We start from the raw sequence: 16,178 nt of genomic DNA on the forward strand, positions 1-16,178 counted from the left end.
CGAGGCGCCGTCCTCACGGCACGAGGTGGCCGTCAGGGCGGCGCCCGGCCCGTCGCCGTCACGCCCGCGCCGCTGGTGCCGGGCAGGGGGGCGGCCGGGCCCGGCGCCGATCCGGCCGGCGAGGCCAGCGTCGCGGGGGCGGGCTGCGGTGACGCCGCCGCGATCGTCCCGTCCCGGTTGAGCTTCGGCAGCCCGGCCGGCGGTTTCCCACCCGGCATCGCCGCCGGCCGGCCGACACCGTAGATTGCCTGGTAGATCTGTTTGGCCACCGGAGCCGCGAACTCCGCGCCGGTCCCGGAGTCCGGGATGGTGACCACGACGGCGAACTGGGGGTCGTTCGCCGGCGCGAAGGAGGCAAACCAGGAGGTGTCCCCTTTACCCTCAACCTCGGCGGTTCCGGTCTTCGCCGCGATCGGGACGACGTCGCTCGGCCAGTCCGCGAAGACGCCGGTGGCGGTGCCCCCGCCCTCCGTCGTCACCCCGCGCAGGCTGTCCCGGATGTAGGCGAGGTTCTCCGGTGAGACCGGCAGCGTCCCGGCCCGGCGCGGCGCGAAGGTCCTGACGACCTTGCCGTCCGGAGACACGGTGGCCTTGGCGAGGGTGGGCTTGTACAGGGTGCCGCCGTTGGCGATGGCCGCGTAGGCGACGGCGAGCTGCAGCGGGCTCAGCGACAGGTACTGGCCTTGGCCGATCGCGAACTGGGTGGCGGCACCGGCGTTGTACAGGTAGCCGTCAACGCACGCCTCGGCGGCGTACTTGCGGTACCGCTCGGCCTTGGCCGGGTCGGGTTCCTCCGGGTAGCCGTTCTTGGCCCGCCGGCAGTAGGAGTCCTTGAGCTCCGCCCAGATCGCCTTGGCGCCGGCGCGGTCGACGACGGAGCCCCGCGTCTCGCCGGGCAGATCCAGCCCGGTGGTCCGGCCGAAGCCCATCGCCTGGGCCATCTTGACGAAGTATTCTTTCGGGGGGGAGTAGGGCCCACGGCCGTTACGCAGCCCGCCGTCCGCGAGCCAGGCGTCGTAGGCGAACTTGTCGAAGATGACGTCACAGGAAATGACCAGCGCCTGGTGCAGGGTGATCGGACCGGCCGACTCGCCGTCGAAATTGTGGAAGACCTGGTCACCGATCTGCAGGCTGGGCGCGCAGTCGTAGCGGTCGTTCCCCTTGGCGCCCAGGTTCTGCATCGCGACGGCGGTGGAGATGGCCTTGAAGGTGGAGCCGGCCGGCCCCGACCCCTGGTAGGCCCGCGAGAGCAGCGGGATGCCGTTCGCGGGATCGGACAGCGCCCGGTAATCGCTCTCCGAGACCCCACCGCTAAAGACCGACGGGTCGTAGGACGGCAGGCTCGCCATCGCGATCACCCCGCCGGTGCGCACGTCCAGCACAACCGCGGAGGCGGTGCGCGGGCCGCCCCCGAGCTTCTTGATCGTTTCCGTCAGCGCCTGCTCGACCGCCTGCTGCACGTCGAGGTCGAGGTTGAGCACCAGGTGGTCACCGCTGAGCGGCGCGATGGTCGACGCGGTACCGGCCACCCGGCCGAACCGGTCCACCTCCAGGCGTTCCACCCCGTCGGTGCCGCGCAGCTCGTCGTCATAGGTGCTCTCCAGACCGGCGACGCCGATCAGGCTGTTGAGGTGGTAGCCCTTCTCATCCCCCTGCTTGTCGAGCTGGTCCTGACTGACCGGCGCGAGATAGCCCAGCTCGTGCGCGGCCAGCGCGCCATGCGGGTACTCGCGGACGGCCTGCAGGTCGGCGGAGACACCGGGGAAGCGGTCGGGATGTTCGATGACGGCGAGGGCCTGCCGCGGACTGACGTCCTTGGCGACCGGTACCGGCTGGTAGGGCGATCCGTTCCAGCAGGGCGGCTTCACCTGGGCGCTACAGAACCGGATTCGCCGGGCGAGCTCGTCCGCGGGGGTGCCGATCACCGCGGCGAGGCGGGCGAGGACGGCCCTGCCCTGGTCGGCCTGCCGATCCGTGGTCGACCGGTTCACCGAGATGACCAGCGACGTACGGTTTCGGACGAGGGCCTGCCCCTTGTCGTCAAGGATCATCCCCCGGGTCGCGGGCGTCACCACCTCGCGGACCCGGTTGGTCTCGGCAACCCGGCGGTAACGGTCACCGTCCAGGATCTGGAGCACCCACAGCCGCGCGCCGAGTGTGATGAGCAGGGAGACGACCAGCACGCGCAGCAGCAGGACGCGGACCCGCATCCGGTCGTTCACCGCGGCTCCCGCCGTCGACCGCCGGCCAGCCGCCGGGAGCCCGCGAGCAGCAACGGGAACAGGAACGGGGTGAGCAGGAGGGCGTAGACGCCGGCTACCAACGCCCGCAGCACAGCCTGACCTCCCGTCAACGCCGCCTCACCGAGGATCGAGGTGGTGGCGGCGTATCCGAGAGTGCCCAGCACACTCGCCCCACCGATCGCCGCCAGGGGAACCACCACCGACCGCTCCGCCGCATCCATCGCCAGTCCGACAGCGTAACCGATCAGACACAAAACGAGAGCAGTCTGACCGAGGACATGACTGGAGGACAGATCGGCCAGCAATCCCGCCACGAAGCCGGCGACCGCGCCGAGCAATGGCCCCTCGATCAGCGCGATCGCTGCCAACAGAACGAGCATGAGGTCAAGCCGGCCACCGGGCAGACCCAGCCGGGCGATCACGGAGACCTGGAGGATCAGGGCGACGGTCAGGAGCACGACCGCGGCCACGACGGCGCGCCCGCGCAGGGTCTCCTCAGGGCCGGCGATGCCCCACATCACGCTCAACCCGCTCCGCCCCCGACGCCGGATGCCGCCCCGGCCAATGATCCCCCCACCGGCGACCCAGCGGTGGGTGACAGCGGGGCCGGCGGAACGGACGCGGTCGGCGGAACGGACGCGGCCGGCTCGGTCGGCACCGGCCTGGGCGTCAGCACCCGGTCGCCGGGGTCGGCCGGTGGCTTGCCGACCACCACCCCGACCAGGTCCAGGGTGCCGACCGACGCGTACGGTTTGACCTCGGCGGTCCGCGACAGACCATCGACGTCAGTGACCTTGGTGACCATACCGATCGGGACGCCGGCGACGTAGTCGAGACTGCCGAAGGTGACCAGCCGATCACCTTTCTGCACCCGATATGAGGCGTCGTACAGCGTGAAGGTCAACGTGCCCGGTCCCTGCCCACCGGCCACGGCACCGAGCAGCTGGGTGCGTTCGAGCCGTGCTCCGATGTGACTACCCGGGTCGCAGGCCAGCCGGACGATTGCGGTGTGCTCGGTCACGCCGGACACCGTGCCGACCAGCCCGTCGGCATTGAGCACGGTCTTGTCGACCACGATGCCGTCGGCCCTGCCGGCGTTGATGGTGACGGTCCAGTCCGTCCCCGTCACGTCACCGACCGCAATCACCTTCGCCGGCACGATGGTGTACTGGCCCTTGTCCGCCAACAACCGGAGGTCGGCGAGTTCGGTCGACATCCGGCCGATCTCGGTGTCGTCGGCGATCTGGCGGCGCAGGCGGGCGTTCTCCTCCGCGAGTCGATCCGCCCGGTCGTGATAGCGGTTCGGATGCGTCAGGGAGGAGGCGGTCCGGCCAATCGGGCGGGTGACCGTCGTGACGCCGTTCTCGACCCCCCCGAAGATCGAGTGCAGAACCCCACGTGCTCCGGTGNCCGATCTCCCGGTCCGGTAGTCCAAGGTGATCAGAGTGAAGGCGATGATGAGCANGGCGACGATCACCAGGCGAGATCGCCTCGTGCCACGGCCCACAACACCCTCCGAACACACTCTTACGCGATCCGGTGCCGCGTGGCGACGGCCACGCGGCACCAGGCACCGCTCCGGCTATATCCAATGGGAAGGGATCGGTNCAATGGGAAGGGATCGGCAAAGGCCCTGCGCAAGCGCCTAGCGCCGCGGCTCGGAGATCAGTACCTGCTGTAGGGCCTCGAACTCCTCCACACACTTGCCCGACCCCATTGCAACCGAATGCAGTGGATTCTCCGCGATGTGGATCGGCATGCCGGTCTCCTGCCGCAGCCGCTCGTCGAGACCGCGCAGCAGCGCCCCGCCGCCGGTGAGGACGATGCCGCGGTCCATGATGTCGCCGGAGAGCTCCGGCGGGCAGCGGTCGAGGGTCACCTTCACCGCGTCGATGACCGCGTTGACCGGATCCTCGATCGCCTTGCGGATCTCCTCCGCGGTCACCACGATCGTCTTCGGCAGTCCGGTGATCAGGTCACGCCCACGGATCTCGGCGCTGGGCTCGTCGGGAACCTTGTGCGCCGACCCGATCGCCATCTTGATCTCCTCGGCGGTGCGTTCGCCGAGCATCAGCGAGTACTCCTTCTTGACGTAGGAGATGATCGCGACGTCGAGTTCGTCCCCGGCGGTACGGATCGACTGGCTGGTGACGATGCCGCCCAGTGAGATCACGGCGNCCTNGGTGGTNCCCCCGCCGATGTCCACGACCATGTTGCCGGTCGGCTCGTGCACCGGCAGACCAGCGCCGATCGCCGCGGCCATCGGCTCCTCAATGATGTAGACCTTGCGGGCGCCGGCCTGATAGCCGGCGTCCTTCACGGCCCGCTGTTCCACGCCCGTGATGCCGGAGGGCACGCATACGACCAGCCTGGGCTTGGCGAAATGGCGCCGCCGGTGCACCTTCTGGATGAAGTAGCGCAGCATCCGCTCGGTCGTCTCGAAGTCGGCGATGACGCCGTCCTTCAGCGGCCGCACGGCCACCACGTTGCCGGGCGTCCGGCCGATCATCCGCTTGGCGTCGGTTCCGACGGCGAGGATGCCCGAGGTGGTGGTATTGATCGCGACCACGCTCGGTTCGTTGAGGACGATCCCGCGGCCACGCACGTACACCAGCGTGTTGGCGGTACCGAGGTCGACGGCCATGTCACGACCGAGGAACGACAGCGAACTGGACATCGTCGGGTACCGACCTTCCCGGGGGATGCGGTCCTGGCCGCCTCCGGCGCGACCGACAGGCACGGCCTACCGAGGAGCCGGAGAAGCGCGTGGAACACGTACAGAGTTCGTAGATCGGACAAGACGACCCGGGCGCCCACCGGGAATTCGACCACGGCCACCGACCACGACCCTGTCGGTTACCGCGACCCACCGGACACGCTCCGGGCAAGTACTTGAAGGGTAGACCGACACCGGGCCCCTCGCCGCCCCGGTCGGTGATGGGCCGGTTTCGTGTCACCCTTGGGCCGGAACCGCCCTGCGCACACCCATGAGTCACGAGGGCGACACGCCCACGGTCCCGGCCCGGCCAGGCCAGGCCAGGCCACCCGAAATCCGACCGGAGGCGTCTCGATGCGTCTCGGGAACGCCCCGGTCGGTGTGAACGGCTACGCGGTCAGCTCAGGCCCGGGAAGAAGAGGTCGATCTCCCGCTTGGCAGACTCCGGCGAGTCCGAGCCGTGCACGAGGTTCTGGCCGATCTCCAGCGCGTAGTCCCCACGCAGCGAGCCGGGCGCGGCCTTGACCGGATCGGTTGCGCCGATCAGCCCACGCGACGCCTCCACCGCACGCGGCCCCTCGGCCACGAGGGCCACCAGCGGCCCGGAGGTGATGAAGTCGACCAGTTCACCGAAGAACGGCTTGCTGGCATGCTCTCCGTAGTGCGTCTCGGCGACGGACCGCTCCAACGTGCGCAGTTCGAGCGCCACCAGAGTGAGCCCCTTGCGCTCGAGCCGGCCGACGACCTCACCGACGAGGCCACGGCTGACGCCATCGGGCTTGACCAGGATGAGGGTGCGCTCGACGGACACGGTACTCCTTCTCGATCATCGACTTCGTCGTCCTCGACGAGGGACCCAAGGATCCCTCGCCAACTTACAGGGTGCCCACGTCCGCACCGTGACGGGACCGCGGCGTCCCGGGAACGCCCCGCAACCGCATCAGNAACGCGTCGGGAACATGTCGGAAAACCCAGGAGGACGTCACGGACGCAGCAACGCCCGGGCCCGACCCACGACGGAGGCCGAACCGGTGACCACCACGCCGGCGCCACCCAGATCGGCGTCCTCCTCGGCGAGGCGCACCCCGGCGTCGAGCGCGTCGTCCAACCGGGGTACGACCTCCACCCGGTCGGAGCCGAAGACACCCACGGCGACCGCGGCGAGACCGTCGACCGGCAGCCATCCGGGCCCAGCACCGGCGGTGACCACCACCGTGTTCAGGACCGGCTCCAGGACGGCCAGGAGCTCCGCTGCCTCCCGCTCGGCGGCACCGTCCCGCTCGGCGGCACCGTCCCGCTCGCCACCACCGTCCCGAGCGGCGGCACTCTCGACCTCGCGCTCGATGGCGATGACCCCGACAAGGACGTCGAAGGTGAACGCCTCGTCGAGCGCCGCGGCCAGCGCGCCCGCCGCCACAGGCGAGCCGGCCACGTCAAGAATGATCGTCGGGGACCGGCGGACGACCTCCAGCCGGCCCCGGGAGTCCACCTCGGCAAAACCGGCGCGGACCGCATCGACGTCGAGTTGGTTGCGCCCGCCGCCGAGGAACGCCTCGACCGCGGCCAGCGCGACCGCCGCGTTATGGGCCTGATGCGCGCCGTGCAGCGGCAGGAAGATCTCCTCGTAGGTGCCGCCCAGCCCCTTCAGCGTGATCATCTGCCCCCCGACGGCCACCTGCCGGCCGAGTACACCGAACTCCAGCCCCTCCCGGGCGACCATCGCCCCGGTCTCGGCGGCGCGCCGCAGCAGCGCCTGCGCGGCGGGCAGGACCTGCTGGGCCAGCACGACCAGGGTGTCGGCGCGGATGACTCCCGCCGTCCGCGTGGTGATCCGGTCCAGGCCCGCCGCCGGCTCCCACTCGCCCACCGCCACGGGGGTGACGACCGACACCGGCGCGTCGAGCAGTGCGCTCAGCTCGCCGGCGTCGTCCCAGCCGGACTCGATCACGGCGAGGTCGGCGGGGGCGTCGGCGAAGGCGGCGAAGGCCACGGCGGCAAGCAGCTCGAAGGCGCTCAGCCGGCCGTCATCCTCGATCAGCGGCAGGTACGGCGCGATATCGGCGTAGGCGCGGCCGAGGACGTCGGAATCGATCGTGGCGTCGGCCAACCCCACCCGCTGCTCGGCCCCGAGCCAGCCCGGCGAACTCAACGATCCCGCGCGGATGCCGAACGAGTGCAGCAGTGCGGTGATCGCGGACACCGTGGAGCTCTTCCCCACCGAACCGGTCACCACGATGCTCGGAAGGGCCCGCTGCGGCTGGCCGAGCAGATCCAGCAGACGGCGCAGCCGGTCGAAGCCCGGCCGGGCGCGGATGTCGCGGCGTTGGGAGTACTCGGCCGCGAACGCGCGTGGACCCTCCCGCTCGTGATCAGGAGCATGGGTGGTTCCGGCGGTCCCGGCAGCGCCTGTCACATCCCCGATGGTACGGCCCGATGGGACGGGTCCACCGGGTTCACTCCCGCCTACGCAGGTGCCCACGCCGGTACCCGCGCTCCCCCGCAAAGGACGCGTCCGGCGCACCTGTCCGCGGACTACTGTCGACCCCAGGTCGAAGGAGGGCGAAACCAGCCGGTGAAGTGGAACCAGCCTGTGAAGTGGACGTACGAGTCGGCGTGGGCCGCCCTGAACAACACGGTGGATCTCGAAAAGCAGACGATGCCGGCGGGTCGGCCGGTGCCGAGCCTTGACCGGATGCGGGAGCTGGCGGGCCGGCTCGGGGATCCGCACCGGGCGGTTCCGCTGATCCACCTGACCGGCACGAACGGCAAGACCTCGACGGCGCGGATCATCTCGGCGCTGCTGGGCGCGGCGGGGCTGCGGGTGGGGCTGTACACCAGTCCGCATCTGGAGCGGGTGAACGAGCGTCTGGTCGTCGACGGCCGACCGATCGGCGACGAGGAGTTCGGACGCTGCGTGGGCACCGTCCTGGACGCGGCCGCCCCGATGAGTGGACGGCCCACCTTCTTCGAGCTGCTGACGGCCACCGCCTTCCGATGGTTCGCCGACCTGGCCGTCGACGTCGCCGTGGTCGAAGTGGGCCTGCTCGGTCGCTGGGACGCCACGAACATCGCCGACGGGCGGGTCGCGGTNGTCACCAGCATCGGCGCTGATCATCTGGACTACGCCGGGAGTATGGCGGGCGTGGCCCGCGAGAAGGCCGGGNTCGTCAAGCCCGGCAGTCACCTGGTGCTCGGCGAGGTGGACCCCCGCTTCGACGACATCTTCGCCCGGACCCCGGCCACGGACGTCCTGCGGCTGGGTCGGGACTTCGCCGCGGTCGCCGGCCACCCGGACGCGGCGGGTCGACGGGGCGGNTTCCGCACCCCGCAGGCGCGCTACGACGACGTGCGACTGTCCCTGCACGGTTCCTATCAGGATGCCAACGCGGCGTGCGCCCTGGCCGCCGTGGAGACCTTCGTCGGTCATTCCCTCCCCGACGTCGTGGTCCGGACCGGTCTCGGGGGCGTCCGGGCGCCGGGACGCCTGGAAATCGTGCGCGCACAGCCGCTGTGCGTGCTTGACGGGGCGCACAACCCGGCAGCGGGCGCGGCGCTCGCCCGGTCCCTGCGTGAGGAGTTCCCCGGGCGAGAGTGGACCGTCGTCTACGGGGCGCTGCGCGGTCACGACTACGAGGGGACTCTCGCGGAACTGCGCCACCAACCGATCAGCTCGCTGATCGCCTGCGAACCGGCGTCACCGCGGGCCATCCGCGCCGAGCACCTGGTCTGCGCGGCGCGGGCGCGGGCGATGCCGGCCCACGCCGCATCCGACGTCGGCTGCGCCGTCCGCCACGCCCTGCGGGACGCGGCGGGGCCGGGNGGGGCGATCCTGGTGACCGGGTCCTTCTACCATCTGGCTGAGGCCCGCCGGACCCTGACCGCGCTGGACCCGACGCACGGAATGCACTGAGTGACCCGACGCGCGGGCCGCGCCGAGTCGCACGGGACACGCCGAGTGGGCGCCGGGTAGGCGCCGTCAGGCCGACTTCTCCTGGCGGGGAGCCCGCTTGGACACGACGTCGCGCGGGACCAGCGTCGGATTGACGTGCTCCAGCACGACCTCGCGGGTGACGACGACCCGGGCCACATCCTTGCGGCTCGGGATGTCGTACATCACCGAGAGCAGGACCTCTTCCATGATTGCCCGCAGCCCACGAGCACCGGTCCCACGCAGGATCGCCTGGTCCGCGATGGCCTCGAGCGCGTCCGAGGTGAAGTCGAGGTCGACGCTGTCCAGCTCGAACAGCCGCTTGTACTGGCGGACGAGGGCGTTCTTCGGCTCGGTGAGGATGCGGATCAGCGCCTCACGATCCAGGTTGGACACGCTGGTGATCACCGGGAGCCGGCCGATGAACTCCGGAATCATGCCGTACTTCAGCAGGTCCTCGGGCATGATGTCGCCGAAGACATCGGATCCGTCCGGGTCGTCCTTGCCGTGCAGTACGGCGCGGAACCCCAGCGACTTCTTGCCGATCCTCGACTCGATGATCCGGTCGAGCCCGGCGAACGCCCCGCCCACGATGAACAGCACGTTCGTCGTGTCGATCTGGATGAACTCCTGATGCGGGTGCTTGCGCCCGCCCTGTGGCGGCACGCTGGCCGTGGTGCCTTCGAGGATCTTCAACAGGGCCTGTTGCACGCCCTCACCGGACACGTCCCGCGTGATGCTCGGGTTCTCCGACTTCCGGGCGATCTTGTCGACCTCGTCGATGTAGATAATCCCGGTCTCGGCCTTTTTGACGTCATAGTCGGCGGCCTGAATGAGTTTGAGCAGAATGTTCTCGACGTCTTCCCCGACGTAGCCCGCCTCGGTCAGCGCGGTGGCGTCGGCGATGGCAAACGGGACGTTGAGCATTCGCGCGAGAGTCTGGGCGAGCAGCGTCTTGCCGCAGCCCGTCGGCCCGAGCAGCAGGATGTTGCTCTTCGCGAGCTCGACCTCGCCCTTGCTCCCGTCACCGCTGGATCCGCCCGCCTGGACCCGCTTGTAGTGGTTGTAGACCGCGACGGAGAGGGTCTTCTTCGCCGTCTCCTGCCCCACCACGTAACTGTCGAGGAACTCGTAGATCTCGCGCGGCTTGGGCAGTTCGTCCCATTTGAGCTCGGAGGATTCGGACAGCTCCTCCTCGATGATCTCGTTGCAGAGATCGATGCACTCGTCGCAGATATAGACGCCAGGGCCGGCGATGAGCTTCTTCACCTGCTTCTGCGACTTACCGCAGAACGAGCACTTGAGCAGGTCACCGCCATCACCGATGCGTGCCACCGAGGACTCAGTCCCTTCGTCCAGACGATGGTGTCGCCTGCATGTCAGGGGCGGTTGACACCGCCCAGTCGTCGCGTGTCTGCCTGCAACCATCCCCGTGGGGACGGTACCCCGCCGAGCCGTCCGGTGAGAGCCCAATCGCTCGGCTCATACCGGTCAGCCTACGGTCACCTTGGCCGCCCTCGCCCGTCCACGCAGTCCCATTAGGCCATCGCGTCACGGACGAGAACCGCTGACCGGGTTTCACCGCATCGGCGCGTCGGGTGTGGTAGCGGCCGACGGCCGACGACCGCGGGCCGGCCTCACGAGACGTCACGCCTCGCGAGGCTCCGACCGCGGGCTCGGACCGCCGGCCCGGCACCTCAGCGAGCGGTGGCGAGCCGGGAGGACTTCCGGGTCTTGATGACCTCGTCGATCAGGCCGTACTCCTTGGCCTCGTCGGCACTGAAGATCTTGTCACGCTCGATGTCCTTGCGGATGTCCTCTTCCTTCTTGCCGGTGTGGACGGCGAGCATCCGCTCCAGCAGAGACCGCATCCGCAGGATCTCCCGCGCCTGGATCTCGATGTCGCTCGACTGGCCCTCGCCCTGCGCCGACGGCTGGTGGATGAGGATCCGGCTGTTCTCCAGCGCGAACCGCTTCCCCGGCGTGCCCGCCGCCAGCAGCACCGCCGCCGCCGACGCCGCCTGACCCATGCAGATCGTCGAGATGTCCGGCCGCACGAACTGCATCGTGTCGTAGATCGCCGTCAACGACGTGAACGACCCACCCGGCGAGTTGATGTAGATCGAGATGTCCCGGTCGGGATCCTCGGACTCCAGGAACAGCAGCTGCGCCATCACGTCGTTCGCCGACACATCATCGATCTGCACACCGAGAAAGACGATCCGCTCCTTGAGCAGCTTCGAATNCGCAGGATCTCCCGCGCCTGGATCTCGATGTCGCTCGACTGGCCCTCGCCCTGCGCCGACGGCTGGTGGATGAGGATCCGGCTGTTCTCCAGCGCGAACCGCTTCCCCGGCGTGCCCGCCGCCAGCAGCACCGCCGCCGCCGACGCCGCCTGACCCATGCAGATCGTCGAGATGTCCGGCCGCACGAACTGCATCGTGTCGTAGATCGCCGTCAACGACGTGAACGACCCACCCGGCGAGTTGATGTAGATCGAGATGTCCCGGTCGGGATCCTCGGACTCCAGGAACAGCAGCTGCGCCATCACGTCGTTCGCCGACACATCATCGATCTGCACACCGAGAAAGACGATCCGCTCCTTGAGCAGCTTCGAATACGGATCCATGCCGTACTCGCCGCGGGAGGTCTTCTCGATGATGTTCGGCAGGACGTAGCGGCCCTGCGGCTGGGCGGCTGCCTGGCGGGCCTGCTCGTGCCGCATCTGCTGGTACAGCGTGTCGTGGAACATGGTGGCTGCCTCCGGGACGGATGNCGACGGTTCGATCCGGTGAGCGGGGGCTCCGCTCAGCTCACCGGGCCTTCGCTGGGAACCTGGCGGGCCTGCTGGACGACGTGGTCGACGAAGCCGTAGTCCTTGGCCTCCTCGGCTGTGAACCACCGGTCCCGGTCGGAGTCGCGCTCGATCTGCTCGATCGGCTGACCGGTGTGGAAGGCGATGCGCTCCTGCATCATCCGCTTGGTGTACAGCATCTGCTCCGCCTGGATGGCGATGTCGGAGGCGGTGCCCCCGATACCACCGGACGGCTGGTGCATCATGATCCGCGCGTGCGGCAGGGAGTAGCGCTTGCCCGACGCACCGGCGCAGAGCAGGAACTGCCCCATCGACGCGGCGAGACCGAGCGAGACGGTCGCGACATCATTCTCGACGAACTGCATGGTGTCGTAGATCGCCATACCGGCGCTCACCGACCCACCCGGCGAGTTGATATAGAGGAAAATGTCGCGGGTCGGATCCTCCGCGTTGAGCAGCAGGAGTTGCGCGCAGATCGCGTTGGCGATCGAGTCCTCGACGACCGAGCCGAGGAAGACGATGCGGTTGGCCAACAGACGGTTGAACACCTGGTCGTCGAACGCGGGTCCACCCTGACCGGGTGCACGAAGGTCCGGACCCGGAACCGGCAGGCGCGGGGCTGCGATGTTACTCACGGTCAGCTCCTCGACTTCCTCACATGGGACGGCTGATTGACCGGCTCGACACTATCTGTGACACGCCCCAGTTCCCGCCCTTCCCGCCCGATGTTCGCGCTGGGCGTGAGGACGGGCCAGCCCGGGGCCGGTGGGCGCTCATGGCCAGCCGGGTGCGGGCTGGTTCGGCGCGGCGCCGTCCGGTCACGGAAGGCGGCGATGATGAGACGAACAGCGGGGCCGGCCACGGTTCCAGGTGGGAACGGTGACCAACCCCCACGGTTCGCCTGTTATGACCCGATGGTTGCTTCGGGAGGAACGCGACCGCGCCAGCGGCGAGGCGCTGATCAGCCGTTGCCGTCGGTCTCCGCCTCGACCGGCTCGACCGGCTCGACCGTGGCGTCCCCGTCCCCGGGGGCGACGGCCTCCGCCGCGACGGTGACATCGCGGTCATGATCGGCGTCGGCATCGGTGTCCGGCTGCGAACGGGCTGGCAAAGCGAGCTCGACGGGGGTCCCCGCACCGTCGACGACCTTGGCGTTCTCCAGCAACAGGAAGAGCGCCTTGGTCCGCAGGACGTCGGCCATCAGGGCCGTGAGACCCTCGCCCTGCGCAAGCTGCTGAGCGTAGACGTCCGGCTGCACCCCGGAGCGCTGAGCGCGCAGGATGAGCTGCTCCATCAGCTCGCCCTGGTCGATCCCGATCGACTCGGCATCGATCACCGCGTCCAGGATGAACTGGGAGCGGATCGCCTTGCCGGCGGACTCGCGGACCTCCGCGTCGAACTCCTCCTCGGTCTGGCCGAGGGTCTCCAGGTAGGACGGGCGGTCCGTGCCGATGTACTCCAGCTCGCGGGAGAGGCGGTGCTCACGGGCCTCGATCTCGCCGGCGAGCAGCGAGCCGGGCACCGGCACCTCCACCCGCTCCAGGAGGCTTTCCAGCAACTTCTCCCGGGCCTGGCCGACCTGTTCGGTGCGGCGCGACTGCTCCAGGCGCGTCCGGATGTCCGCGCGCAGCTCGTCGAGGGTGTCGAACTCGCTGGCGGTGGTCGCGAAGTCGTCGTCCAGGGCCGGGAGCTCCTTCTCCTTGACCCCGCGGACCGTCGCCGTCACCTGGGCGGGCTGACCGGCTTGCTCACCGGAGAGCAGCTCCGTGGTGAAGGTGCGGGTCTCGCCGTCCGTGGCGCCGATGATCGCGTCGTCGAGACCCTCGACCAGGTTGCCGCTACCGACCTCGTAGGACAGCCCGGTCGCCTCGGCACCATCGATCGGCGTGCCGTCCGCCTCGGCGGACAGGTCGAGCGAGACGTAGTCACCCGCCTGCACGGCCCGCTCCACCGGCGTGAGCACCGCGAAACGATCACGCAGCGCGCCGAGCTGCTCCTCGACCTGCTCGTCGGTGACCTCGACGGCGTCAACGGTGATCTCAAGCTCCGAGAACTCCGGCAGAGTCACCTCGGGCCGGACATCCACCTCGGCGGTGAAGACGAGCTGGCCGCCGTCGGCGAACTCGGTGATGTCCACCTCGGGCCGGGACAGCACATCGACCTCCTCGGCCTGCACGGCCTCGGAGTAGAGCTGCGGCAGCGCCTCCTGGACGGCCTCGTCCAGGATGACACCCCGGCCTAGCCGCTGGTCCAGGATGCGCGGCGGGACCTTGCCCGGCCGGAAGCCCGAGACCCGGACCTGGCGGGCAAGCTTGCGATATGTGGCCTCGAGCGAGGGCTTGAGCTCGTCGAAGGGCACCTCGACAGTGAGCTTGACCCGGGTCGGGCTGAGGGTCTCCTTGGTGGCCTTCACGGCGCGGCGGTCTCCTGGTACGACGTTGGACAGGGGGTGACACGCCGAGGGTATCGGTCGGGGCGGGGNGACTCGAACTCCCGATCTCCTGCACCCAAAGCAGGCGCGCTAGCCACTACGCTACGCCCCGAGGCGTCGCCTGCTCATTCTACGGGGTAAGCTCGCATCGATCACCTCGCGGGTGTAGCTCAATGGCAGAGCCCCAGCCTTCCAAGCTGGCCATGCCGGTTCGATCCCGGTCACCCGCTCCACCGCAGCACCAGGCAGTCCGACGGCCACCCACCAGACCACGGCCGCCGGACGTGCCAGATCCATGCCAGATCACGAAGAACCACCCCGCTCCCGACCATCGAGAGCTTCCATGATCAGAAGCGCCATGGCACGGGCAACCACCTCCGATCGCGTCTCCGTTGCGTGCTGGTAGATCAGCGCAGCACGAGGGGACGACTGTCCCGCCCGGGCCATCAACTCGCGGAGACTCGCCCCCGTCGACGCTGCCAGCGTGTTCCCCGTGTGCCGAAGATCGTGGAAGTGGAACCCGTCGAGCCCCACGGACTTCGTGGCCGCCGCCCAGCCTGCCGCCTTGTTGAAGTTCCGCCGACTGATCACCGCACCCTTACTCCCCGGGAAGACGAGACCATCCCGGCCGTCCCCACTGAAGACGTCCAGATGTCGTTGCAGATCCGGCAGAACCACCTGAGGCAACACGACCGTCCGTCGTCCGGCATCGCTCTTCGGCGGGCCCAGGAACGGCCGCCCCTTCACCGGTTCCACCCACGTCGAGACGATCTGAACCCGTCCCTCTTCGACGTCGAGGTGACGACGAGTCAGAGCCACCAGCTCACCCCAGCGGCAGCCGCTGAACGCGGCAAGCAGGACGAAGGCCCGGAAGCGTGGCCGAACAGCGTTCGCCAGCGCATAGACCTGAACCACACTCGCGGTCGGACGCTCGGCAGGCCGCTCCACTCCCCCACCTCGAATTTGGCACGGATTCCGGGCAATCAGCCCGTCGATAACCGCTGTCGCGAGGACCGCCCGCAGGAGCCGGTAGGACTTCGCAACCGTCGACCGGCCCACGCCGTACACGGTGACCAACTCCGCATGCCAAGTACGGACCCGGGCAGGAGTCAGCGCCGACAACGCAACCGCCCCGAGATGCTGCCCGATGTGACGATCGAGCAGCCCGCGGTAGAGCTCTCGCGTACGCGGACGAAGGTCCACCCGTTCATCCAGCCACCGATCCGCGTACTTCCCAAGCGTCACCCGCGAATGCTCCGGATCAATCCAAGNCCCCCGAGCCATATCCGACCGAACGCCGGCAAGGTACTCGTCAGCATCCGCCTTGGTCGCGAACGTGTGCGGAGCCGCACGCGAGAGACCATCCGCGCCCGGATACCGCGCCTGATACCGGCCGGACGGCAGCCGCCGGATACTCCCGAAGACCCTCTTTCCACTCACCGAAGCGCCTCCACCCGTCCCGCACTCACGAACGCCTCCACATCCGAGAGCCGAAACCGGACATACTTCCCTACATGGTGATACGGAATACGCCGTTCAGCCACAAGCCGCCGGACGAACCGCTCACCCGTCCCCAACACTTCGGAAGCCTCAACGATCGACAAGAGCCGATCCATCAACCCACACCTTTCCTCATTCAGGCGGCTTTCCGGGCCGAATGTGCTTCCTCGCGTCGCGACCGGGCTTGGTCTGCGGCCATGGATGCGAGCCATCGGTCGCCGTTGTTGGTGTAGCCGGAGGAGNGGTACCGCCAGGTGGGGATGATCACGGTTTCGTCGGTGTCGTCGGGTCGGCCGAAGGCGTCGAGGGCCGGGCGTTCCTCGCCGTTCACGTGGGTGCGCCGCCAGGTACGCCGGGCCGTCCGGCGTGCCGCGAAGGTGGTGGAGTAGCCGCGTGATTTGGTGAGCCAATGGCCGTTGAAGCCGAGTTGGTGCGCCCATTGGCGCAGCCGTAGATCCTGAAACTCCGGGTGCGGACCGAGACGCCACGCGGTATGGACCAGCCGGGCGTGGAACTCTCCCAGGAACGGAAGGCGTGCCTCCAAG

At 69.1% G+C, this 16,178-nt stretch carries 14 protein-coding genes, 2 tRNA genes and 1 pseudogene; 2 read left to right on the top strand and 15 right to left on the bottom strand.

Going from position 1 to position 16,178, the window contains the following annotated elements:
* Window positions 1–32: 32 nt before the first annotated feature.
* From mrdA to CED_RS08935, 6 genes are all read right to left on the bottom strand, one after another.
* Window positions 33–2,222, bottom strand: a complete 2,190-nt coding sequence (mrdA, locus tag CED_RS08910; protein ID WP_011435658.1) for a penicillin-binding protein 2 — start codon at window positions 2,220–2,222, stop codon at window positions 33–35.
* The gene (mreD, locus tag CED_RS08915) at window positions 2,219–2,761 is read right to left on the bottom strand and encodes a rod shape-determining protein MreD (protein WP_011435657.1); all 543 of its coding nucleotides are present in this window, start codon (window positions 2,759–2,761) and stop codon (window positions 2,219–2,221) included. Before mreD ends, mrdA begins: the two co-directional genes overlap by 4 nt.
* 5 nt (window positions 2,762–2,766) lie before the next feature.
* A complete protein-coding gene (gene mreC, locus CED_RS08920; protein ID WP_035909786.1) occupies window positions 2,767–3,750 on the bottom strand; it encodes a rod shape-determining protein MreC in 984 nt (327 codons plus the stop codon).
* A gap of 138 nt (window positions 3,751–3,888) precedes the next feature.
* A complete protein-coding gene (locus CED_RS08925; RefSeq protein ID WP_035730168.1) occupies window positions 3,889–4,920 on the bottom strand; it encodes a rod shape-determining protein in 1,032 nt (343 codons plus the stop codon).
* A 436-nt stretch (window positions 4,921–5,356) separates the two neighbouring features.
* Window positions 5,357–5,770 (bottom strand): nucleoside-diphosphate kinase, encoded by a 414-nt coding sequence (ndk, locus tag CED_RS08930; protein WP_011435654.1) that lies wholly within the window; start codon window positions 5,768–5,770, stop codon window positions 5,357–5,359.
* A gap of 171 nt (window positions 5,771–5,941) precedes the next feature.
* Window positions 5,942–7,372, bottom strand: a complete 1,431-nt coding sequence (locus CED_RS08935; protein WP_011435653.1) for a dihydrofolate synthase — start codon at window positions 7,370–7,372, stop codon at window positions 5,942–5,944.
* Between the two features lie 177 nt (window positions 7,373–7,549).
* Here CED_RS08935 and CED_RS08940 point away from each other — a divergent pair, with 177 nt between their 5' ends.
* Window positions 7,550–8,869, top strand: a complete 1,320-nt coding sequence (locus CED_RS08940) for a folylpolyglutamate synthase/dihydrofolate synthase family protein (protein ID WP_035909815.1) — start codon at window positions 7,550–7,552, stop codon at window positions 8,867–8,869.
* 66 nt (window positions 8,870–8,935) lie between these two features.
* On the opposite strand, the gene clpX is transcribed toward CED_RS08940, so the two are convergent.
* From clpX to CED_RS08970, 6 genes and pseudogenes are all read right to left on the bottom strand, one after another.
* Window positions 8,936–10,222: an ATP-dependent Clp protease ATP-binding subunit ClpX gene (clpX, locus tag CED_RS08945; protein WP_011435651.1), complete on the bottom strand. Its 1,287-nt coding sequence runs from the start codon at window positions 10,220–10,222 to the stop codon at window positions 8,936–8,938.
* 362 nt (window positions 10,223–10,584) lie between these two features.
* A pseudogene (locus tag CED_RS08950) lies at window positions 10,585–11,130 on the bottom strand (ATP-dependent Clp protease proteolytic subunit); the annotation flags it as partial.
* Window positions 11,061–11,639 (bottom strand): ATP-dependent Clp protease proteolytic subunit, encoded by a 579-nt coding sequence (locus CED_RS08955; protein WP_235186975.1) that lies wholly within the window; start codon window positions 11,637–11,639, stop codon window positions 11,061–11,063. The pseudogene CED_RS08950 and the gene CED_RS08955, both read right to left, overlap by 70 nt.
* A 56-nt stretch (window positions 11,640–11,695) precedes the next feature.
* The gene (locus CED_RS08960; protein ID WP_011435649.1) at window positions 11,696–12,337 is read right to left on the bottom strand and encodes an ATP-dependent Clp protease proteolytic subunit; all 642 of its coding nucleotides are present in this window, start codon (window positions 12,335–12,337) and stop codon (window positions 11,696–11,698) included.
* A gap of 326 nt (window positions 12,338–12,663) precedes the next feature.
* A complete protein-coding gene (gene tig, locus CED_RS08965) occupies window positions 12,664–14,115 on the bottom strand; it encodes a trigger factor (RefSeq protein WP_011435648.1) in 1,452 nt (483 codons plus the stop codon).
* Window positions 14,116–14,172: 57 nt separating this feature from the next.
* Window positions 14,173–14,245 (bottom strand) — tRNA-Pro (locus CED_RS08970).
* Between the two features lie 47 nt (window positions 14,246–14,292).
* Between CED_RS08970 and CED_RS08975 the strand changes: the two genes are divergently transcribed.
* A tRNA-Gly gene (locus CED_RS08975) sits at window positions 14,293–14,366 on the top strand.
* A gap of 70 nt (window positions 14,367–14,436) precedes the next feature.
* On the opposite strand, the gene CED_RS08980 is transcribed toward CED_RS08975, so the two are convergent.
* The 3 genes from CED_RS08980 to CED_RS08985 all read right to left on the bottom strand — a co-directional run.
* Window positions 14,437–15,378 (bottom strand): site-specific integrase, encoded by a 942-nt coding sequence (locus tag CED_RS08980; protein WP_200875390.1) that lies wholly within the window; start codon window positions 15,376–15,378, stop codon window positions 14,437–14,439.
* A gap of 191 nt (window positions 15,379–15,569) precedes the next feature.
* Window positions 15,570–15,845: a helix-turn-helix domain-containing protein gene (locus tag CED_RS26120; RefSeq protein WP_369807804.1), complete on the bottom strand. Its 276-nt coding sequence runs from the start codon at window positions 15,843–15,845 to the stop codon at window positions 15,570–15,572.
* On the bottom strand, window positions 15,770–16,178 hold a 409-nt coding region (locus CED_RS08985), incomplete at its 5' end, for a replication initiator (RefSeq protein WP_369807805.1). The genes CED_RS26120 and CED_RS08985, both read right to left, overlap by 76 nt.

It is taken from the genome of Frankia sp. CeD, from assembly GCF_000732115.1.
In the GTDB taxonomy this organism is placed as follows: domain Bacteria; phylum Actinomycetota; class Actinomycetes; order Frankiales; family Frankiaceae; genus Frankia; species Frankia casuarinae.